Genomic DNA, 20,362 nt, shown 5'->3' on the forward strand with positions numbered 1-20,362 from the left:
CATGACCACAGCAACGGAAATCACCGACGCCACCATCCGCGAAGTCACCGGCTGGCTCTTCACCGAAGCCGAGCTGCTCGACGGCGGTAAGTACCGCGAGTGGCTGGAACTGGTGGCCGAGGACCTGTCCTACGTCGTGCCGCTGCGGGTCACGCGCGAGCGTGAGGCCGAGACGGACATCGTCGAGGGGATGACCCTGATGGACGACGACTGGGACTCGATGGAAATGCGGGTCCTGCGGCTGGAGACCGAATACGCGTGGGCGGAGGACCCGCCGTCGCGGTCGCGGCACTTCGTCACCAACATCCGGGTCGAGGCCGGCGAGGTGGAGAACGAGGTCACCGTCAAGTCGAACCTGCTGCTCTACCGCACCCGCGGTGACGTCGCGACGTTCGACATCCTCTCCGGCGAGCGCCACGACGTGCTCCGCCGGGTGGCCGGCGGCTACCGGCTCGCCAAGCGGGTGGTCGTGCTCGACCAGACCACCGTCATGACGCACAACCTCGCCCTGATCATGTGACGGAGGCAGTTCGGTGACCATCATCCACAACGAAGGCCGGCACCCGATCATCCAGATCGCCAACGAGTTCACGGTGATCCAGGTCAGCTACACCAGCACCGGCCAGCGCGAACGCCTGCTCGTCAGCTCGCCACGGCTCGGGTTCCAGACCCTGCTCGACCCGCTGCAGCTGGAAAGCCTGACCTGGCAGGGCCCGGAAATGTATTCGAAGCTGCTCGACACCCCGTACGGCCCCGGCGCGGAGCTCAACGCGCGCCCGCTGTCGGCTCTGCTCGGAAAGGACTGATTCCCATGGGCTTCCTCGACGGGAAGGTCGCACTGGTCACCGGTGGGGGATCGGGTATCGGCCGGGCGGTGGTCGATCTCTACGTGCGAGAGGGCGCGAAGGTCGGGATCCTCGAGATCTCGCCGGAAAAAGCGCGCGACCTGAAGGAAAAGCTGCCCCCGGACGCCGTGGTCGTCACGCAAGGCGACGCGACTTCCATGTGGGACAACGAACGTGCCGTCGCGGACGTGACGGCCGCGTTCGGCTCGCTGACCACGCTGGTCTGCGCGGTCGGGGTGTTCGACTACTTCACCGAGATCCCGCAGCTGCCGAAGGACAAGATCGGTGAGGCGTTCGACCAGCTCTTCGCCGTCAACGTCAAGAGCAACCTGCTGACCGTGAAGGCGGCGCTGGACCAGCTGATCGAGAACCGGGGTCAGATCATCCTGACCATTTCCAACGCCGGGTTCTACCCCGGCGGCGGCGGTCCGCTCTACGTGTCGTCGAAGTTCGCCGTCCGCGGTCTGGTGACCGAGCTGGCGTACGAGCTTTCGCCGCACGTGCGGGTCAACGGGGTGGCGCCCGGCGGCACGATCACGGACCTGCGGGGGATTCCCGCGCTGGCCAACGAAGGTCAGTCGCTCAAGGACGTCCCGGACATCGAAGGCCTGATCAAGGGGATCAACCCGCTGGGCGTCGTCGCCCAGCCGGAAGACCACTCCTGGGCCTACGCGTTCCTCGCCGCGAAGGAACGCGCGCCCGCGGTCACCGGCACGATCATCCACAGCGATGGCGGGCTCGGCGTGCGCGGGATGACGCGCATGGCGGGGCTCGAACCCTGATCCGCCCGCCGCACCCAGCGAGGAGACGGCCTCGGAAACCCCGAGTTCCGGGGCCGTCTCCTTTTCCACCCTCGAAAGGAGACGTCGATGAAGACGTTGGTGGCCACCGAAGAAACCCAGGCCGATCCCGCCACCGCGCTGTGGATCTGTGACGTCTGCCAGGACGTGTACGACCCCCGCCTCGGCGACCCCGAAGGCGGGATCGAGCCCGGCACGGCGTTCGCCGACATCCCGGACGACTGGGTCTGCCCGGTGTGCGGGGCGCGCAAGAAGGAGTTCCGGATGCTCGCGGTGGGCGACGAGTACGACGTCGAGGACGACGCCTACGCGGGAGCGCAGGGGTGAGCACGCCGGGCCGCGTTCTCGTCTGCCTCAAGCAGGTCCCGGTGCCCGGGCGGGGCGTCTTCGACGAACGCACGAAACGGATCCGCCGGGACGACGACCAGGTCGTCACCAACCCACCGGACCTGCACGCGCTGGCGCAGGCGCTGGCCGTGCGGGCGGAGACCGGCTGGGAGGTGGTGGCCGTGACGATGGGGCCGCCCGCCGCGGCCGCGACCCTGCTCGACGCGCTGCGCCGCGGGGCCGACCGCGCCGTGCACCTGGCCGACCGGCGGTTCGCCGGTGCCGACACCCTGGCGACGGCCCGCGCTCTCGCCCGGCTCGTCGAGCGGGAGCGCCCGGACCTGGTGCTCACCGGCCGGTGGACGCTGGACGGCGGCACCGCGCAGGTCGGCCCGCAGGTCGCGGAGCTGGCCGGGCTCCCGCAGCTGACCCAGGCCACGAACCTGCGGGCCGGCGACGGCGTCCTCGCCGCGGACGTCGAGACCGACGTCGGCCGGGAAACCTGGACCGTCGCCCTGCCCGCGGTGGTCGCCGTCGGGCGGGGTACCGAACCGCCGTGGGTGACCGAGGCCGACGCGTCGGCCGTCGAAACGCTCACCGCCGAAGACCTCGGCGGCGGACCGCGCGACTTCGGCACCCGGGGTTCGCCGACCTTCGTGGCCGAGATCCGGCACGAAGCCCGCGAACGCCGGGCCGAGTACGTCGGGGTCGGCTTCGACACCGCGGAACTGCTGAAGGTGGCCTTCGCGCCGCTCGAGCCCGAGGCCGAAGTCGTCGTGTCCGGCCCGACGCGCGAGATCTGGACCGTCGCCGAGCCGCTGCCCGGCGGTGGCCTCCACCCGACGAGTCTCGAAGCGCTGGCCTGCGCCCGCTCGGTCGCCGGCGACCTGCGGGCCACGATCGTGGCGGTGCTGCCGTGCGACCAGCCGCACGATCTCCCGCGCGTGCTCTACGCGCACGGGGCCGACCGGGTGCTGGTGCTGCGCGGCACCGAGCCGGCGGACTACCGCACGGACGCGGTCACCGACGCACTGAGCACGGCGATCGCCACGCATGCTCCGTTTGCGGTCATCGCGCCGTTCAGCGCCCGGGGCCGCGACTACGCCCCGCGCGTCGCCGCGCGGCTCGGACTCGGCCTGACCGGGGACTTCACCGCACTGGAGGTCCGTGACGCGGACACCGACGAGCCCGACCTGCGGTGGCTCAAACCGGCCCTGTCGGCCGACGTGGTCGCGCCGGTGATCGCGCACTCCACCCCGTCGATGGGCACGCTGCGACCGGGGTCCTTCCCGGTGCGAGCCGTGCGCGACCAGCGGGAGCCGGAGGTCGAGTTCGCGGACGGCACCGCGACCGGCGACGGCGGGTACACGGCGGTCGAGCGCCGGGTCGAGCTGCCGGACGCTCCGAGGCTCGCCGCGGCGCGGCTGGTCATCGGGCTCGGGCCGGGCCTGGGCACCGGCGCCCGCCGCGTCGCCGAACGCGTCGCCGCGACCCCGGGGATCGCGCTCGTCGCGACGGCGGCCGCGGTCGCCGCGGGGGAGGCGCCCCCGCAGCTCGAGATCGGGCCGCTCGCCCGCAGCATCGCGCCCGCGGTCTACCTCGGGTTCGGGCGCCACGACCTCGGCACGCTCCAGGCGGTCAAGGCCGCCGGCCGGATCGTCGTCGTCGACCCGGGTGCCTGGCTCGACGCCTTCACCGGTCTCGTCGACACCGTCGTCACCGCGAACGTCGAGGGTGTCCTGCTGGACCTGCTCTTGGCGACGGCCGGCGCGGTCGCCGGCTGAGCAGTGGAATCCCCAGGAGGACCCATGAGTACCGCCGCGCCGGCGGCGAGCGTCGACCCTCGGCGGTTTCGCGACGCCATGGGCCGGTTCGCCACCGGCATCACGATCATCAGCACGCCCACCCCGGCGGGACCGCACTACATGACGGCCAACGGCTTCATGTCGGTGTCCCTCGAGCCCGCCCTCGTCGTGGTGTCCATCGCCCAGCGCGCCAAGATGCACGACCTGCTCCCGGCCAGTGGCGTTTACGGCGTCAGCGTCCTCGCCGCGGACCAGGAGCCCGTCAGCCGGCACTTCAGCGGCCGGCCGGACCCGGACCTGCTCCCGCGGTTCGACGACCACGCCGGGGTCCCCGTCGTGGCCGGGGCGCTGGCGCAGGTGACCGCGGAGATCGTCGAGGCCCACCCCGCCGGCGACCACACGTTGTTCGTCGGCCGGGTGCGCCACCTCGCCGACGCCGCGGGCGAGCCGCTGGTGTTCCACGCCGGCCGCTACCGCCACCTGCTCAGCCCCGCGGCGGACCCGGAGTACTCGGACGCCTGGTCCGGCTTCTGCCTCGACCCGTTCAGCGCTTGAATCCGGAGGTAACCCATGCCCGCCCGTCCCATCCGGTGGCTGCCGTGAGCACCGCCGTCCGCGAAGCCGCGGACCTGTTGCGGACCGCCGCCGGCAGCGGCAAGCCGTGCCTGCCGATCCGCGATCTGTTCACCTTCGGCGACATCGAGTCCGCCTATGCGGTGCAACGGCTGAACACCGAGCGCGCGCTGGCCGAGGGACGGCGCCCGGCCGGCCGCAAGATCGGCCTGACCTCGCCGGCCGTCCAGCGCCAGCTGGGTGTCGCCCAGCCCGATTTCGGCGCGCTGTTCGCCGACATGACCGTGGCCGACGGCGGCACCGTGCCCGCCGGACGGCTCCTGCAGCCGAAGGTCGAGGCGGAGGTCGCGCTCGTGCTGGCCGACGACCTGCCGGGTCCGGACTGCACCGCGGCGGACGTGGTGCGCGCGACCGGTTTCGCGGTGGCCGCGTTGGAGATCGTGGACAGCCGGATCACCGACTGGGACATCTCCATCGTCGACACGGTCGCGGACAACGCGTCGTCCGGCCTGTTCGTGCTGGGCGGCACGCGGGTGCCGCTCGACCGCGTGGACCTGCGGACGGTGCGGATGACGTTGTCCCGCAACGGTTCGGCGGTCTCGGAGGGCACCGGCGCCGACTGTCTCGGGAGCCCGCTCGCCGCCGCGCGGTGGCTGGCGTCCACGCTGGCCCGCCGGGGAGATCCCTTGCGGGCGGGGGATGTCGTGCTGACCGGCGCGCTCGGGCCGATGGTCACCGTCGCACCGGGCGACGTCTTCCACGGCGAGATCTCCGGCCTCGGCTCGGTACGGGTCGGCTTCGCGGCCGAAGGGCAATGATGCACACCGAGGCCCTCGTGGTCGGCGGCCTGCTGACTCCGCTCGCCACGGGTCAGCCGTCGGCGGCCAGTGCGGCCGCCTCGGGACTGTCGAGCCACTCGGTGTAGCTCGGCCCGAGGATGGTCGCGCCCGCCTGGGGCAGGAGGCCGTCCTCGGCGATGCCGGTCACGGTGTGCTGGTCGATCCGCAGCTCCAGGCGCAGGTCGAAGTGGTCGACGAAAGCACGGGCGAGGTCGAGCACCTCGGCCGGGGCGGGGCCCGCGATGTCGGGGGTGCGGCCCTGCGCCGGACGCTCGGCGACCTCCACGAGCGCCGCGGCCACCGCCGTCGCCGCCACGGTCTGCACGCGCAGGTCGAACACCGTGGCGTGGCCGCCGTCGCGGGTCCGGCCCACGAGCTGGCCGGGGAACTCGTGGAAATGGGTCGCACGCACGATCGTGGCGGGGACCGGCCCCGAACCCGCCGCGCGCTCGTGCTCCACCTTCGCCCGGAAGTAGCCGAAACCGGTGTCGTCGATCCCCACGACCGACAGGGTCACGATGTGCCGCACCCCGCGCTCGGCGCCGACGCGCTGCAGGGTGGCCGCGGCACTGGTGAAGAACCTGCGGGCCGCCTGCTCGTCCAGGGACGCTGAGTTGCTGACGTCGATCACGACGTCGACGCCTTCCAGCTCGGCGCTCAGCCCGTCTTCGTCCAGGAGATCGACGCCGGCCAGCGCCACCACCGCGTGGCCGCGCCTTCGAGCCGCCTCGATGACGTGCGGGCCGACCAGCTCGTCCGCTCCGGCCACGGCGATGCGCACACTTTCCCCCTGCCCCCGGCTTGCCGGACCGACCCTAGGCAGCGCCGCCGGAGGACGCAACCAACGGTCCACGCTGCGGGAGCGCGGCCGGTCGCGCACGATGGGTCCAGGACCGTCTGGGGGGACTGATGGAACGCTTGCTCGATCTCTTCGCGGCGCAAGTCGCCGCGACTCCCGATGCCACCGCTCTCGTTTTCGCGGGCGGGCGCATGTCCTTCACGCAGCTCGATCGCGAAGCCAACCGGGTCGCCCAGTACGTCGCCGGGCGGGGCCTGGGGACCGAGGACCTGGTGGGGCTGCGGATGGACCGCGGGTTCGACATGGCGGTCGGCGCGCTCGGCGTCCTCAAGTCCGGTGCGGCCTGCCTGCCGCTCGATCCGGTGTACCCGTCCGACCTCGTGGCCTGGATGGCCGCGGACGCGGGCGTCTCGCTCGTGCTCACCAACACCACCGAGGTCACCGGCGACGTGCGGATCGCCGACGCCGTGGCCGGACAGCCCGGCCACGCCCCGGAAGTCGAGCTCCGGCCCGAAAACCTCGCCTACGTCATGTACACCTCGGGCTCGTCGGGCAAGCCCAAGCCGGTGGGCGTCGAGCACCGCCACCTCGAGCACGTCTTCGCCGCGTGGGACGAGCTGTTCCGGCTGCGCGAGGAGCCGCTGACCTTCGTCTCCGTCATCGGGATCGGCGTCGATCTCTTCTTCGCCGACCTGCTGCGCTCGGTCTTCGCGGGCGGGACGATGGTCATCGCGACCCGCGAGGCGGTGGCCGATCCGGTCGAGCTGCTCGCCGAATTCCGCCGCCACGGCGGTGACGCGACCGAACTGGTTCCCGCCCAGGCGAAAGCCCTCGGCCGCGCGGGCGAGCTGCCCGTCATGCGACTGATGTCGGTCGGCTCGGAGGGGTGGCCGGCCGCCGACTTCCGCGAGCTCGCCAAGCGGCTGGACCCGGGTTCGGTGGTGGTCAACGCCTACGGCCTCACCGAGACCACCGTCGACTCCCTCCTGCTGCACCCGGACGTCGACGTGCTCGGCGACACCGCGATCGTGCCGCTCGGCCCGCCGATACCCCGCGTCCACGCCTACGTTCTCGACGCCCGGCTCCGACCGGTCGAGCCGGGCGGGATCGGCGAGCTCTACATCGGCGGCGCGGGCGTGGCCCGCGGGTACCGCGACCGGCCCGCGTTGACCGCGTCGCTGTTCGTCGCCGACCCGTTCGTCGCGGGTGCGCGGATGTACCGCACCGGCGACGTCGTGCGGACCCGCGCCGACGGCAACCACGACTACCTCGGCCGCGGCTCCGACCAGGTCGAGCAGCGGGACCCGCGGGTGGAGCTCGGCGCGATCGAGGACGCGCTGCTGCGGGAGCCGGAGGTCGTCCGCGCCGCCGCCGCGCTGCGCGACGGGCGAGTGATCGGCTACGTCGTGGGCCCCGCCGACGCCGGCCCCTTGCGGTCCGCGCTCGCCGGGCGGCTGCCCGCGCACATGGTCCCGTTCCGGGTGCTCGTCCTCGACCGGATGCCGTTGCTGCCCAACGGAAAGCTGAACCGCCGCGCGCTGCCCGCGCCCGAGGGGTGACGACCGGGGACCGCCGCTACCGAGCCGCTGCTGTTCGGGGCGCGTCGTCCCGTCCGTCGAGTGGCTGGTTGCCGCGTCGCAACGCGAGGGCGATCAGCGCGCCGACGACGGCGGAGGCGAGGCCGAGAACGGCCAGCGCGTCCTGGAGGCCACCGGTGCCGGAGCCGATGCCCGCGAGCGCCAGCGGGGCCGCGAACTCGCCGATGAACAGAGCGCCGGTCCACAGCCCGGTTCCCCGGCCGCGCTGGTCGAACGAAAGCCGGCTCACCGCCCAGGTGACGAGCGTCGGCAGGAGCATCCCGGTGCCGAACCCGGTGAGGACCGCGCCGGCCGTGATGATCGCCGGTGCGGTCGTGGCGAACACCACCAGCAGGCCCACCGCGGAAAGGCCGAACTCGAAGGGCAGCAGGGTCCGGGGAGTCTTCGCCGACAGGCGACCGAAGGCGATCGCTCCGGCGGCGGTACCGAGGGACATGACCGCGGAGATCAGACCGATGGTCCCGGTCGAGGTGACGCCCACGCCGGTGAGCACAAAGGACAGTTCGACGATCAGGGCGTAGAAGACGATGCCGCCGAACAGGGTGACCAGGCAGGGTGCGGCCAGCTGCCGCCACGGGAGTTTCGGCAGGTGCCGGGCCGAGGCCGGCTCGCCCCGGCGCGACGGCTGCCAGAGCTTCAGCGTCATCGGGATCGCCAGCGGCGCCGCCACGGCGTAGAGCCAGAACGGCGTCCGCCAGCCCGACGCTCCCAGCGCGCCACCGAGGCCGAGGAACACGGTGGCGGACAACGTCGCGACCAGAGTCTGCAGGCCGAGGTAGCGCGCCCGGCGCGGGCCGGACCAGTAGTCGCCGATCAGCGTGGTGCAGCAGGTCATGATCGCGCCCTCGCACAACCCGACGAGCACCCGGCTGGCGAGGATGGTGCCCAGCGAGGTCAGGTAAAGCGGGGCGGTTCCGAAAACGGCGTAGGCCAGCATCGCCAGGATCAGCAACCGCTTCCGGTCGATCTTGTCCACGACGATCCCGGCGAAGGGCGCGGTGAGGCCGATCAGCAGGGCCGGCGCGGTCAGGACGATCGGTACGAGAACGTCCGCGCCCGGGGTGCCGGTGAACGCCCGGGTCATCTGCGGCAGCACGGGTGCGATGAGCACCGCGCCGAGCACCGACAGGCAACTGCCGGCCAGCAGGAGGATCAGCTGGAGAACTCCGGGAGTCCGCTCCGTGGTCGTACCGTGCTCGGCCGGCGAGGACATCACGGGGACGGCACCGGCGTCCGGCGGCACGTTCAAGGCAGGGCTTTCGGACATGTCGGCACCCAGATTCGTCGTTGGTCCAGGAGAGGGAACGCTGCTGACGAAGTGTGGGTTCGTCCACGCCGGAGCGGAAATCACATTTCGTGAAGCGCGTCATCGACGCCGTGGATGAAACCAGGTCAGGTGGAGATCCGTGCTGCCGCCGTCGCGACGAGGGCGCGGAGGTAGCGGTGCTCGGGGTCGTCGTCGTGGATCGGGTGCCACCACATCGCTTCGAGCAACGGGCTCACCTCGAACGGGCACGGCAACGCCCGGACGCCGAGCGCGGCCGGGATCCGATCGGCCAGGCGCCGCTGCAGCAGTGCGACGCGACGAGAGCCGGCGATCAAGCCGGGAACGGCCAGGAACGACTCGGTGACGATCCGCACGTGCGGCTCGATGCCCAGCATGCGCATCTGCCGGGCGGCCGGCGTCGAGGCGGTCGGACCGTGGTAGGTGACCACCCACGGCATCGTTTCGAGCTGTCCGGTCGTCAGGGTGTCCCCGACCTCGGCGTTGTCGGCGGCGACGAGGCACACCCACTCGTCGGTGTAGAGGTCCTGGTGCCGCAAGCCGTGGACGAATCCGTGGGGCAACAGCAGCAGGTCGAGGCCGGCCAGTACCTGTTCGGCGGAGTCGACCACCTGCGGGGTGTTCGCCAGCATCCGCAACTGCGCGCCGGGCGCCTCCGCGGCGAACAGCTCGGCGAGGGCCGGCCCGAGCACCGCGGCACCGTAATCGCTGACCACGAAAGAGAATTCGCGGGCCGTGGCCGCGGGATCGAAGTCGGCCGCCGCGGTGAAGACGCGGTCCACCCCGGTCAGGGCGACCCGGACGCGCTCCTTCAGCTGAACCGCCAGCGGCGTGAGACGGGACGTGTTGCCGACCCGGGTGAGCAGCTCGTCGTGGAAGTGCCGGCGCAGCCTCGCGAGCTGGGCGGAGACCGCCGGCTGGCTCAAACCGACCTGCTCGGCCGCGCGGGTGACGCTGCGCTGCTGCAGGAGCGCGTCCAGCGTGACCAGCAGGTTCAGGTCCAGCGTCGCGAGATTCATCGCGCCAGGGTATCCATCGCGCTGATGTGGCGCATCAGCTGATTCGTCTTCCCGGATGCTTCGCCGGGCCCCACAGTGAACGGCGTGGAACGAAACGATCCCGAAGGCGCGATCGCAGCCGCGGCGAAACGATGCTCGAACCGGGGCCGCTGGGGCCCGGACGACGTGCTCGGCACGCTGAATCACCTGGACGCGGCCAAGCGCGTGGCAGGCGCCGCGCTGGTTCGCCGCGGCGTGAGCTTTTCCCTGGCCCAGAGCTTCGACGCGAACGGGCCGCAGAAGGGCTGGCGACGGCGCACGAACCCGGTGCACACCATGCTCGACACCGGTGTGGAGGCCGAACGCGGGACCCAGGGCTTCCCGCACGGGCTCGGCGGCGCCGACGACGTGGTGTTCATGCCGCTGCAGGCGTCGACGCAGTGGGACGGTCTCGGCCACATCTTCGACCACGGCACCGCCTACAACGGCCGCCGCGCCGGCGACGTCGTGACCAGCGAAGGCGACCAGGTCACCGGCATCGAAACCACCGCCGGGCTCATCGCGGGCCGCGGTGTGCTGCTCGACGTCGGCCGGGTGTGCGGCACCGGCGGCGAGCTGCCCGACGGGTTCGCGATCACCGTCGAGCACCTCGAAGCCACGATCGCCGCTCACGGCGACACGGCCCGGGTCGGCCGCGGCGACCTGGTCCTCGTCCGGACCGGCCGGCTCAGCCGGGCGCGGCGCGAAGGCTGGGGTGACTACGCGGGCGGGGACTCGCCCGGCCTGTCCTTCACCACTGCGGAGTGGCTGCACGGCACCGACATCGCCGGGATCGCCACCGACACCTGGGGCGTGGAGGTGCGGCCCAACGAGTTCGACGTCGCCTTCCAGCCGCTGCACCAGGTCGCCATCCCGCACATCGGCCTGTTCCTCGGCGAGATGTGGGACCTGGACGCCCTCGCCGCGGACTGCGCGGCCGACGGCGTCCACGACTTCTGGCTGTGCGCCGCCCCGCTGCCGGTCACCGGCGCCGTGGGCGCGCCGGTCGCCCCCATCGCCGTCAAGTAACCGTCCACTGAGGACAAAGGAGTCGTCGTGCCAGCCGTGAACAACGTCCTCGTCGTCGGCGGAGGACTGGCCGGAACCGCCACCGCCATCCAGCTCGCCGCCCGCGGGGTCGCGGTCGACCTGATCGACGTCATGACCGAGGTGGCCGTCCTCGGTTCGGGGATCACCCTGCAGGGCAACGCGCTGCGTGAACTGCGCGGCCTCGGCGTGTGGGAGCGGGTGCGGCGAGAGGGTTACAGCTTCGACAGCGTCGGGCTGCGCGCACCGGACGGCACCCTGCTGGTCGAGCTGCCGGACTTCCGCACCGGCGGACCGGATCTGCCGGCCACGATCGGGATGTCGCGTCCCGCCCTCGCCCGAATCCTGGTGCACCGCGCGAGTGAGGCCGGTGCCAAGGTGCGGTTCGGGCTCGCCGTCGCCGCGCTGCGCGGCGACCACACCGGGGTCGACGTCACGTTCTCCGACGGTTCGGCCGGCCGGTACGACCTCGTCGTCGGCGCCGACGGCATCCGCTCGACGGTCCGGCGCCTGCTCGGCGTCGAGCTGGACACGCGGCCGACCGGGATGGGGATCTGGCGGGTCTTCGGCCCGCGCCCGGCGTCGGTGACGCGGACCGATCTCTGCTACGGCGGCCCGTGCTACATCGCCGGGTACTGCCCGACCGGGGAGAACTCGCTCTACGCCTACCTCGTCGAGGACGCGCGGAACCGCGGCGTGCTCAGCGCGGAGGAGCGCCTCGAGACGATGCGGGACCTCGCTTCGGCCTACCACGGGCCGTGGGACGAGATCCGCGCCGCGCTCGACGACCCGGAGCGCATCCACTACACGTGGTTCGAGACCCACGTCCTCCCACCGCCCTGGCACCGCGGCCGGGTCGTGCTGATCGGCGACGCCGTGCACTCCTGCCCGCCCACCCTCGCCCAGGGCGGCGCCCAGGCCCTGGAGGACGCGGCGGTCCTGACCGAGCTGCTCACCCGGCACTCCACTTTGGACGAACAGCTGTGGACCGCGTTCACCGACCGCCGCCACGCTCGCGCCAAGGCCGTGGTGGACGCGTCCAACCAGCTGGGGCAGTGGCTGCTCGACCGGGAGCAGGGCGACGTCCCCGGGCTCATGCACCGGATCGCCGAACTCGTCTCCCAGCCCGCCTGATTCCCGGAGGACACCCGTGACCGATCGCCTGATCACCCACCTGCGGCACGTCGACCTCGCCGTGCCCGACTTCGCCCGGCAGCGGGACTTCTTCACCGGAGCCTGGGGCCTGAGCACCGAACACACCGACTCCGGCATCGCGTTCCTCGCCGCGGAGGGCTCGCCCGAGCACTACGTCGTCCGGCTGCGCCAGGCCGAGGACAAGCGGATCGACCTGATCGCCTTCGGTGCCGCCACCCCGGCCGACGTCGACACCCTCGCCGCGCGCCTGGCCACCTCCGGCGTCACCCTCGTGCACGAGCCGAAGACCCTGCCGACCCCCGGCGGCGGCTACGGCTTCCGGTTCTTCGACAACGAGGGCCGCACGATCGAAGTCAGCGCCGACGTCGCGATCCGCACGCACCGCAAGATCGAAGCCGGCGAATCCGTCCCGGTGCGGCTGTCGCACGTGGTCGTCAACTCCGCCGATCCGGCGGGAACCCGGGCCTTCTACGAACGCCACCTCGGGTTCCGGCTGTCGGACACGCTGATGCACCCGCGCATGGGGGAGATGATGTGGTTCCTGCGGATCAACGCCTGGCACCACAGCCTCGCGATCGCCCGCGGCCCGCACCCGTCGCTGCACCACGCGTCCTTCGAGCTGCGCGGGCTGGACGAGTACCTGCGCGGCACCGGCCGGCTGCTGCGGGCCGGGGTGGAGAAGATCTGGGGCCCCGGACGGCACCTGGCCGGGAACAACACCTTCAGCTACTTCCTCGACCCGCACGGGAACACGGTCGAGTACACCACCGAGCTGGAGGAGGTCGACGAGGACACCTGGCACCCCCACCTCTACGACTTCAGCCGGCCGGAGGTCTCGGACCAGTGGGGGACCGCCAACGCGATGAACGAGTTCGTCGCGCGGAAGTCCTTCAACGACCCGGACAAAGGCCTGTTCGTCGCCCCGCCCGTGTGAGGAAGCCATGCGATTCGCCACCTACGAAAGCGACGGCGCCGTGCACTCCGGTGTCGTCGCCGACGACGGCCTGCACCCGCTGCCGGACACCACCACCACCGTGCTCGACGTCGTGCGCCTCGGCCTGCCCGCCGCGCTCGACGCGGGCGCGGCGGCCCTGCGCGGGCCCGCGGTGGCGCTGACCGAGGTGCGGCTGCTGCCGCCGCTGGCCCCGCCGACCGTCCGGGACTTCGTCGCCTTCGAAGAACACGTCGAAGGGGTCGTCGCGAGCGTGTCCGGCGGGGCGGGCGTGCCGCCGGAGTGGTACGAGGCACCGACTTTCTACTTCACCAACCCCTACGCCCTGCTCGGGGCCCACGACGACGTCGCGATTCCCCCCGGCAGCGCGCAGTTCGACTTCGAGCTGGAGGTCGCCGCGGTCGTCGGCCGCGACGGCACGTCCCTGACCCCCGAGCGGGCGCGCGAGGCGATCTTCGGTTACACGATCCTCAACGACTGGTCCGCCCGCGATCTGCAGCGCCGGGAGATGAAGGTCCAGCTCGGCCCGGCCAAGGGCAAGGACTCGGCCACGACGCTCGGGCCGTGGCTCGTCACAGCCGACGAGCTGGCGGACCGGCACGACGAAGACGGGTTCCTCGCCCTCGAGATGAGCGTCGCCGTCAACGGCAGGCCGGTCGGGCGCGACCTGCTGGCCAACATGGGCTGGCCGTTCGCCGACCTCGTCTCCTACGCCTCGCGCGGCACCTGGGTCCGCGCCGGCGACGTCCTCGGCTCGGGCACCTGCGGCAACGGCGGCTGCCTCGCCGAGCTGTGGGGGCGCGGCCGGGACGTTCCGCCGCTGGCCCCCGGCGACGTCGTCGAGATGACGGTCGAGGGCCTGGGAACGATCCGCAACACCGTGGTCGCCGGCGCGCGGCTGCCGCCGGTGCGCCCGGCTCGGCCCCGGTCACGCAGGCGGACGCGGTGACCGGCCGGGTGGCCGGCAAGGTCGTGGTGGTCACCGGTGGCGGCCGCGGCCAGGGCGCCGCGGAGGCACGTCTGCTCGCCGCCGAAGGCGCCGAGGTCTTCGCCGTGGACCTCGGCGGGGAACCCGAGGAAGACCTCGCCGGAGCCGGCTACCGGCAGCTGGACGTGACCGATGCCGGCGGCTGGCGCGACCTGGTGGCCGACGTCGCGCGGCGGCACGGGCGGGTCGACGGGCTCGTGGCGAACGCCGGGATCACCTGGCGAGCCCGGCTCGGCGACCTCGACCCGGCCGACCTGGCCCGGGTCCACGACGTCAACGTCGGCGGGACGGTCCGCGCGATCCAGGCGGTGTCGGGGCTCATGTCCGACGGCGGCTCGATCGTCGTGGTCGGCTCGGCGGCCGCCGTGACCGGGCACTTCCCGGTCGCGTACACCGCGAGCAAGTGGGCTCTGCGCGGCCTGGCCAAGACGGCGTGCCTGGAGCTGGGGCCGCGCGGGATCCGGGTGAACACCGTCCACCCCGGCTACGTCGAAACCCCGATGACCGCTTCCGCCGCGGCCGGTTTCCGCGCGGCGAACATCCGCGAGACCCCGCTGGGCCGGACCGGCACGCCCGACGAGGTCGCGCCGCTCGTCGCGTTCCTGCTCAGCGACGAGGCCTCGTTCATCTCCGGCGCGGAGATCCCCGTGGACGGCGGGATGACCGCCCACGGCGGCGTGAAATCGATCAGTGACGCGGTGCGGCCGCCGGTCACGCCCTGAACCCGAGAGGACGAACGTGTTCGAGTACTTCCCCGAGAACTACCCGTGGAGCCTGGGGGTCGTCGCGACCCTCAACAGCGGCGGGCTCATCGACGAGGTCGACCGCGCCTGCCGGCCCATCCGCGAAGCCGCCACCCGCGGCGAAGACGCCGGCACCCCGGACTTCCTGCGCGCCTGGACCGCGCTGACCGACCAGCTCGTCGGGCAGGCCGAGGAGGCCGAGAAGGAAGGCCACCGGCGCACCGCCGGACAGCTGTACGCCCGCGCCACCAACTACCTCGCCCAGGCCGAACGCCTGCAGAGCGCCTCGGCCGAAGGCCGGCTCGACAGCTACCGCCGGGTGCTCGAACTGCAGCAGAAAGCCTTCGACCTCAAGGATCCCGGCCTCGGCCGCGTCGAAATCCCGTACGAGGGCACCACGCTTCCCGCCTACTTCAGCGCCGCGGGCGAGAACGCCCCGGTGATGATCATGTGGAACGGGCTCGACTCGACCAAGGAGCACATGTACGCCTCCGGGCACTGGGCCGAGCTGGCCGCCCGCGGCATCTCGTGCCTGATGGTCGACTGCCCCGGCTCCGGCGAGGCGCTGCGGGTCCAGGGCCTCACGGCCCGGGTCGACACCGAGGCGTGGGCGAGCGCTTGCGTGGACTACCTCGAGACCCGCGACGACGTCGACCGCACCCGGATCGGGCTGGTGGGCTGGTCGCTCGGCGGCTACTACGCGCCGCGCGCCGCCGCGTTCGAGAAGCGGCTCGCCCTGGTGGTCGCGTGGGGAGCCAACCACGACTGGGGTGCCGTGCAGCGGCGGCGCCTGGAGCGCGAGGGCGAGCGCCCGGTCCCGCACTACTGGGAGCACGTGTTGTGGGTCTGGGGCCACGAGCACCTCGACGAGTTCATCTCCTTCGCCGACCGGATCCACCTCGACGGCGTCGTCGGCGAGATCACCGTGCCGTTCCTCATCTGCCACGGCGAACGCGACCGGCAGATCCCCCTGGACTACGCGCACCGCTCGTACGAGCAGGCCGTGCACAGCCCGGACCGGAAGCTGCGCGTGTTCACCGCCGCGGAAGGGGCCAGCGAGCACATCGGGCTCGATCACCTCGGCCACGTCAGCACCTTTATCGCCGACTGGGTGAGCGACGTGTTCGCCTCGACGCGGTGATCGACAGCCGGACCGTCCCGGGTCAGCGGCGACCGGACAGGGTCCGGGTGACGCCACGCGCGGCGGCCAGCAGGGCGGCGAGGCCGGCGGGGGCGTGCTCGTCGTTGGGCACGATGATGGACAGCGCGGCGACGACTTCGGTGAGCGCGTTGCGAACCGGGACGGCGATGCCGGTCGCGTCGTCGTGGACGTGCCCGGGGAGGAAGGCGTAGCCCTGCCGCCGCACGGCTGCCCACGCCTCGTCCAGCCGGTCCGGCGTCGTGATCGTCGCTGCCGTGTACCGCCGCATCGGGCGCCGCAGCACCCGCTGCCGGACCTCGGGTGGCGCGTAGGCCAGCAGCACGTGCCCGCACGAGGAGATGTGCGCGGGCAGCCGGCCGGCGATCTGCGTGTAGTTGATCACCGCGTCCCGGGCCGAGAGCCGTTCGACGAACAGCACGTCGTCGTCATCGAGGACGCCGAGCTGGGCGTGGTGCCCGACGACGGCGTGCAGGTCCTCCAGGTAGGGCATCGCCGCCTCACGCAGGGACGAGGTGGGGGACGCGCGCGCGGCGAGCTCCCACAGGCGGACGCCGACCCGGACCTCGCGGCCGGGACCACGGGCGAGCAGGCCGTGGGCGGCCAGCTCGGCGATCAGCCTCGACGCGGTGGCCACGTGCAGGCCGGTGCGTCGCGCGATCTCCGTGACGGTCAGCGAAGTCTCGTCGGAAGTGAAGGCGGCGATGATCCGCGCCGCCCGGGCGATGGACGACTCGCCGGTGGGTGCCCGTGCCATGGCCCCGAGTATCACCGCCGCCGGTTCTCTCGTCCATTGAGAGTGCGTTTCGTTTCCGGCACGGGGCCGGAGAAGGTCGTGGAGGAGGAGCGACGATGACCTTGATGACGACCCGGGACGTGGCCGGCCTGCGCGTCCACCGCAAGAGCGTGATCGCGGACGGGGTGGTGACGCTCGAACTGGTCGCCGCCGACGGCGGACGGCTGAAGGACTGGACCCCCGGCTCGCACATCGACCTCGTCCTGCCCACCGGGGTGACCCGGCAGTACTCGCTGTGCGGCGATCGCTGGGATCCCCACCGCTACCGGCTCGGGGTACTGCGCGAACCGGCCGGGCGCGGCGGGTCGGCTTATGTCCACGACGAGCTGGACGTCGGGGACCGGGTCGGCGTGGGCGGTCCGCGGAACAACTTCCCGCTCGTGCCCTCGCCCGAGTACCTGTTCGTCGCCGGTGGCATCGGGATCACGCCCCTGCTCCCGATGGTGCGCCAGGCCGAGCTGCTCGGCGCGCGGTGGCGGCTGCTGTACGGCGGACGGCACCGTCGGTCGATGGCCTTCCTGCCCGAGCTCGAGCCCTACGGTGACCGGGTCCTGGTCCGGCCCCAGGACGAACACGGACTGCTCGACCTGGGGGCGTTCCTCGGCGATCCCCGCCTGGGAGTCAAGATCTACGCGTGTGGCCCGGCGCCCTTGCTGGACGCGATCGAGCGCGTTTGCGCGACGTGGCCGCCGCACGCGGTGCGCACCGAGCGGTTCGTGGGAGACGGCTCCGCCACACCGGTCCGCACGACGCCGTTCGAGGTCGAGCTGGCCCGCAGCGGGGTGAGCGTCACCGTGCCGGCCGGCACGAGCGTGCTCGACGCCGTCGCCGGCGTGGGCGTCGAAGTTCTGTCTTCCTGCCGGCAGGGCACCTGCGGCACCTGCGAAACCACGGTTCTCGCGGGCCTCCCCGAACACCGCGACGCGATCCTCGAGGACCACGAACGGGCCGCGGACGACTGCATGTTCGTGTGCGTGTCCCGCTCGCTGTCCGCCCGCCTCGTCCTCGACCTGTGACCACCGGAGGCTCCCGCATGACCACCCTCGAAACACCGCGCCCGGTCAACGACGGCGACCCGTTCAGCCACGCCGTGCTGGAGAACCCGCTTCCGCTGCACGCCGAACTCCGCGACGCCGGACCGGTCGTCCACCTGCCCCGGTACGACGTCTACGCCGTCGCCCGCCACGAGCAGGTGCACGCGGCGCTCACCGACTGGCAGCGGTTCCAGTCGGCGGCCGGGGTGGGCCTGGCGAACTTCCGCACCGAGAAGCCCTGGCGGTCGCCCAGCCTGTTGCTGGAGGCCGACCCGCCCCGGCACGACGCTCCCCGCCGCGTCCTGAGCAAGGTCCTCGGCCCCCGGGCGCTGCGCCGGCTGCGCGAGCGGTGGACCGCCGACGCCGAAGAACTCGTCGACCAGGTCCTCGACGGTGGCCCGCGGTTCGACGCCGCCACCGCGCTCGCCCACGTCTTCCCGTTGCGCGTCTTCCCGGACGCGGTCGGGCTTCCCCCGGCCGGGCGGGAGAACCTGCTGCCGTACGGGGACCACGCGTTCAACGCCTTCGGCCCGCACAACGACCTCGTCGCCCGAGGCGCACCCCGCGTGCCGGAGCTGCTGGACTGGGTCGGCGGCCAGTGCCGCCGCGAAGTCCTTGCACCGCATGGCTTCGGTGCCGACATCTGGGCCGCGAGCGACCGGGGTGACATCACCCCCGAGCAGGCCCCGCTGATCGTGCGGTCCCTGCTGACCGCCGGGGTCGACACCACCGTGCACGCGCTGTCCGCCGTTCTGTACGCATTCGCCACCCACCCGGATCAGTGGCGCCGGTTGCGGGACAACCCGAGCCTGGCCCGGGTCGCTTTCGACGAAGCCGTGCGCTGGGAGTCACCGGTCCAGACGTTCTTCCGCACGACGACCACCGCCGTGCGCGTCGGGGACGTCCGCATCCCGGAAGGGCGCAAGGTCCTGATGTTCCTCGCCGCGGCCAACCGCGACCCGCGTCGCTGGGAAAACCCGGACGCCTTCGACCTTTCCCGCGATCCGTCCGGGCACGTCGGCTTCGGGATGGGCCTGCACCAGTGCGTCGGGCAGCACGTCGCCCGGCTCGAAGCCGAAGCCCTGCTCACGGCCCTGGCCCGCCGGGTGGAGACGATCGACCTCGACGGCACACCGAAACGCCACCACAACAACACCCTCCGCGCCTGGGAATCGCTGCCCGTGAAGGTGCGTGACTTCGGCTCCGGCCGGTCATCGTGACGCGGTGGCCGACCCGGTGAGGAGGTGTCCGCCGGGCGGCGATTCGGCTCGGGCCGGGCGGCCGACGCCGCTCCAGGTGAAGCCGGCCTGGGCGAGGACGGACGGGTCGAGGAGGTTGCGGGTGTCGACCACGGCCGGGGTGCGCACGCAGGCGGCCAGGCGGGGCCAGTCCAGGCGCCGGAACTCGGGCCACTCGGTGAGGACCACGATCGCGTCCGCGTCGGCCGCGGCCTGGTAGGCGTCGCTCGCCACGGCCAGCGGGAGCCGGTCGTCGGCGGGGGACACCGCCGGGTCGAACGCGACCACGTCGGCCCCGGCCTGGCGCAGCAGCGCGGCGACCGCCAAGGACGGCGAGTCCCGGAGGTCATCGGTGCCCGCCTTGAACGTCAGGCCCAGCAAGGCCAGTTTCACCTTGCTGAGCGACCCCGTACGGCTGCCCGTGACGGCGAGGCGGATCTTGTCGACCATCCGCTTGTGCTGACGGCTGTTGGTGTCGATGGCCGCCCGGACGAGCCGGAACTCGAAGTCGGCGGAGTCGGCCAGCTGCAGCAGCGCGGAAGTGTCCTTCGGCAGGCAGGAACCTCCCCAGCCCGGCCCGGGGGACAGGAACTTCTGGCCGATGCGGCGGTCGTACCCCATGCCTTCGGTGACGTCGACGACGTCGGCTCCGACGCGCTCGCAGAGTTCCGCCACCGCGTTCACGTAGGACAGCTTCATCGCCAGGAAACAGTTGGCGGCGTACTTGATCAGCTCGGCGGACGGGCCGTCGGTCAGCACGGTCGGCGCACCGAGACGCGCGTACAGCGCCGCGACCCGCTCGGCCGCGTCCTGGCGCGCGGACCCGACCACGATCCGGTCCGGGTGCAGGAAGTCGTGCACCGCCGTGCCTTCACGCAGGAACTCCGGGTTGGACACCACCGCGACGTCCTCGCGGTCCAGCAGCTGCGTGATCCGGTCCCCGGTGCCGACGGGCACGGTGGACTTGGTCACCAGGACGCAGTCCGGGGGCAGGAGCGTGCGGATTTCGTCCACCACCGCCTCGAGGACACCGAGATCGGCCAGGCCGCCCGCACCCATGGGCGTCGGGACGCAGAGGAAGACGATCTCGACCGGCCGGGTGCCCTGTTCGAACGCGGCCCCGGCCTCGGTGACCCAGGTGAGCCGGCCCGCGGCGGTGCCGTCGGCGACCAGGTCGGCCAGTTCCGGTTCCAGGATGTCGACCTGACCCTTGCGCAACCGGTCCACCTTGTCCCGGTCCGAGTCGGCGCACACCACGGAGTGGCCGAGCGACGCCAGGCAGGCGCCGGTGGTGAGTCCGACGTACCCGGTTCCGATGACGGCGACGTTTCGAGCGAACATG

The 20,362-nt window shown here is 72.4% G+C and carries 21 protein-coding genes; 16 read left to right on the plus strand and 5 right to left on the minus strand.

The annotated features are described in order from the left end of the window. Position 1: 1 nt before the first annotated feature. The 7 genes from AA23TX_RS34265 to AA23TX_RS34295 all read left to right on the plus strand — a co-directional run bounded on the left by AA23TX_RS34265 (position 2) and on the right by AA23TX_RS34295 (position 5,168). On the plus strand, positions 2-520 hold the full coding sequence (locus tag AA23TX_RS34265) for an aromatic-ring-hydroxylating dioxygenase subunit beta (RefSeq protein ID WP_155546840.1): 519 nt from the start codon (positions 2-4) through the stop codon (positions 518-520). Positions 521-533: 13 nt separating this feature from the next. Next, positions 534-806 (plus strand): dihydrodiol dehydrogenase, encoded by a 273-nt coding sequence (locus AA23TX_RS34270; RefSeq protein WP_155546841.1) that lies wholly within the window; start codon positions 534-536, stop codon positions 804-806. A 5-nt stretch (positions 807-811) separates the two neighbouring features. Beyond that, positions 812-1,627 carry a 3-(cis-5,6-dihydroxycyclohexa-1,3-dien-1-yl)propanoate dehydrogenase gene (hcaB, locus tag AA23TX_RS34275; protein WP_155546842.1) on the plus strand — a complete coding sequence of 272 codons (816 nt, stop codon included), beginning with the start codon at positions 812-814 and terminating at the stop codon, positions 1,625-1,627. A gap of 87 nt (positions 1,628-1,714) precedes the next feature. Continuing rightward, entirely contained in the window at positions 1,715-1,972 is a 258-nt protein-coding gene (locus AA23TX_RS34280) for a rubredoxin (RefSeq protein WP_155546843.1), read from the plus strand. Then, positions 1,969-3,756, plus strand: a complete 1,788-nt coding sequence (locus tag AA23TX_RS34285) for an electron transfer flavoprotein (RefSeq protein ID WP_155546844.1) — start codon at positions 1,969-1,971, stop codon at positions 3,754-3,756. Before AA23TX_RS34280 ends, AA23TX_RS34285 begins: the two co-directional genes overlap by 4 nt. A 24-nt stretch (positions 3,757-3,780) precedes the next feature. Further along, positions 3,781-4,332, plus strand: coding sequence for a flavin reductase family protein (locus tag AA23TX_RS34290; RefSeq protein WP_230862882.1), 552 nt, complete (start codon positions 3,781-3,783; stop codon positions 4,330-4,332). A gap of 44 nt (positions 4,333-4,376) precedes the next feature. Beyond that, complete coding sequence (locus AA23TX_RS34295; protein WP_155546845.1) at positions 4,377-5,168, plus strand: 2-keto-4-pentenoate hydratase; 792 nt, start codon at positions 4,377-4,379, stop codon at positions 5,166-5,168. Between the two features lie 52 nt (positions 5,169-5,220). Here the strand turns inward: AA23TX_RS34295 and AA23TX_RS34300 are convergent, their stop codons facing one another. Then, the gene (locus AA23TX_RS34300; RefSeq protein WP_196425660.1) at positions 5,221-5,970 is read right to left on the minus strand and encodes an SDR family oxidoreductase; all 750 of its coding nucleotides are present in this window, start codon (positions 5,968-5,970) and stop codon (positions 5,221-5,223) included. Between the two features lie 128 nt (positions 5,971-6,098). Here AA23TX_RS34300 and AA23TX_RS34305 point away from each other — a divergent pair, with 128 nt between their 5' ends. Then, positions 6,099-7,547 (plus strand): amino acid adenylation domain-containing protein, encoded by a 1,449-nt coding sequence (locus AA23TX_RS34305; protein WP_155546847.1) that lies wholly within the window; start codon positions 6,099-6,101, stop codon positions 7,545-7,547. 16 nt (positions 7,548-7,563) lie between these two features. On the opposite strand, the gene AA23TX_RS34310 is transcribed toward AA23TX_RS34305, so the two are convergent. Both AA23TX_RS34310 and AA23TX_RS34315 read right to left on the minus strand, forming a co-directional pair. Then, entirely contained in the window at positions 7,564-8,853 is a 1,290-nt protein-coding gene (locus AA23TX_RS34310) for an MFS transporter (RefSeq protein WP_230862884.1), read from the minus strand. Between the two features lie 125 nt (positions 8,854-8,978). Beyond that, entirely contained in the window at positions 8,979-9,890 is a 912-nt protein-coding gene (locus AA23TX_RS34315; RefSeq protein ID WP_155546848.1) for a LysR family transcriptional regulator, read from the minus strand. An 84-nt stretch (positions 9,891-9,974) separates the two neighbouring features. On the opposite strand from AA23TX_RS34315, the gene AA23TX_RS34320 reads away from it, so the two are divergent. Genes AA23TX_RS34320 through AA23TX_RS34345 form a run of 6 tightly spaced genes read left to right on the plus strand, consistent with a single transcriptional unit; the run spans position 9,975 to position 15,934 of the window. Continuing rightward, entirely contained in the window at positions 9,975-10,937 is a 963-nt protein-coding gene (locus tag AA23TX_RS34320) for a cyclase family protein (RefSeq protein WP_155546849.1), read from the plus strand. A 27-nt stretch (positions 10,938-10,964) separates the two neighbouring features. Continuing rightward, positions 10,965-12,089, plus strand: coding sequence for an FAD-dependent oxidoreductase (locus tag AA23TX_RS34325; RefSeq protein WP_155546850.1), 1,125 nt, complete (start codon positions 10,965-10,967; stop codon positions 12,087-12,089). A 16-nt stretch (positions 12,090-12,105) separates the two neighbouring features. After that, positions 12,106-13,044 (plus strand): VOC family protein, encoded by a 939-nt coding sequence (locus AA23TX_RS34330; protein WP_155546851.1) that lies wholly within the window; start codon positions 12,106-12,108, stop codon positions 13,042-13,044. A 7-nt stretch (positions 13,045-13,051) separates the two neighbouring features. Next, positions 13,052-14,011, plus strand: coding sequence for a fumarylacetoacetate hydrolase family protein (locus AA23TX_RS34335; RefSeq protein WP_155546852.1), 960 nt, complete (start codon positions 13,052-13,054; stop codon positions 14,009-14,011). Further along, positions 14,008-14,772: an SDR family NAD(P)-dependent oxidoreductase gene (locus AA23TX_RS34340; protein ID WP_230862885.1), complete on the plus strand. Its 765-nt coding sequence runs from the start codon at positions 14,008-14,010 to the stop codon at positions 14,770-14,772. The genes AA23TX_RS34335 and AA23TX_RS34340 overlap by 4 nt, the downstream gene beginning before the upstream one ends. A 16-nt stretch (positions 14,773-14,788) precedes the next feature. Continuing rightward, positions 14,789-15,934 (plus strand): alpha/beta hydrolase family protein, encoded by a 1,146-nt coding sequence (locus AA23TX_RS34345; protein ID WP_155546853.1) that lies wholly within the window; start codon positions 14,789-14,791, stop codon positions 15,932-15,934. Between the two features lie 22 nt (positions 15,935-15,956). Here the strand turns inward: AA23TX_RS34345 and AA23TX_RS34350 are convergent, their stop codons facing one another. Continuing rightward, the gene (locus AA23TX_RS34350; RefSeq protein ID WP_155546854.1) at positions 15,957-16,709 is read right to left on the minus strand and encodes an IclR family transcriptional regulator; all 753 of its coding nucleotides are present in this window, start codon (positions 16,707-16,709) and stop codon (positions 15,957-15,959) included. Positions 16,710-16,804: 95 nt separating this feature from the next. Here AA23TX_RS34350 and AA23TX_RS34355 point away from each other — a divergent pair, with 95 nt between their 5' ends. Further along, complete coding sequence (locus tag AA23TX_RS34355; protein ID WP_155546855.1) at positions 16,805-17,764, plus strand: PDR/VanB family oxidoreductase; 960 nt, start codon at positions 16,805-16,807, stop codon at positions 17,762-17,764. A gap of 17 nt (positions 17,765-17,781) precedes the next feature. Further along, positions 17,782-19,002 (plus strand): cytochrome P450, encoded by a 1,221-nt coding sequence (locus AA23TX_RS34360; protein WP_155546856.1) that lies wholly within the window; start codon positions 17,782-17,784, stop codon positions 19,000-19,002. Here AA23TX_RS34360 and AA23TX_RS34365 read toward each other — a convergent pair. Next, complete coding sequence (locus tag AA23TX_RS34365; protein ID WP_155546857.1) at positions 18,994-20,361, minus strand: UDP-glucose dehydrogenase family protein; 1,368 nt, start codon at positions 20,359-20,361, stop codon at positions 18,994-18,996. The genes AA23TX_RS34360 and AA23TX_RS34365 overlap by 9 nt on opposite strands. Position 20,362: the final 1 nt, after the last annotated feature.

Origin of the sequence: Amycolatopsis camponoti, assembly GCF_902497555.1 — a bacterium.
Lineage (GTDB): Bacteria > Actinomycetota > Actinomycetes > Mycobacteriales > Pseudonocardiaceae > Amycolatopsis > Amycolatopsis camponoti.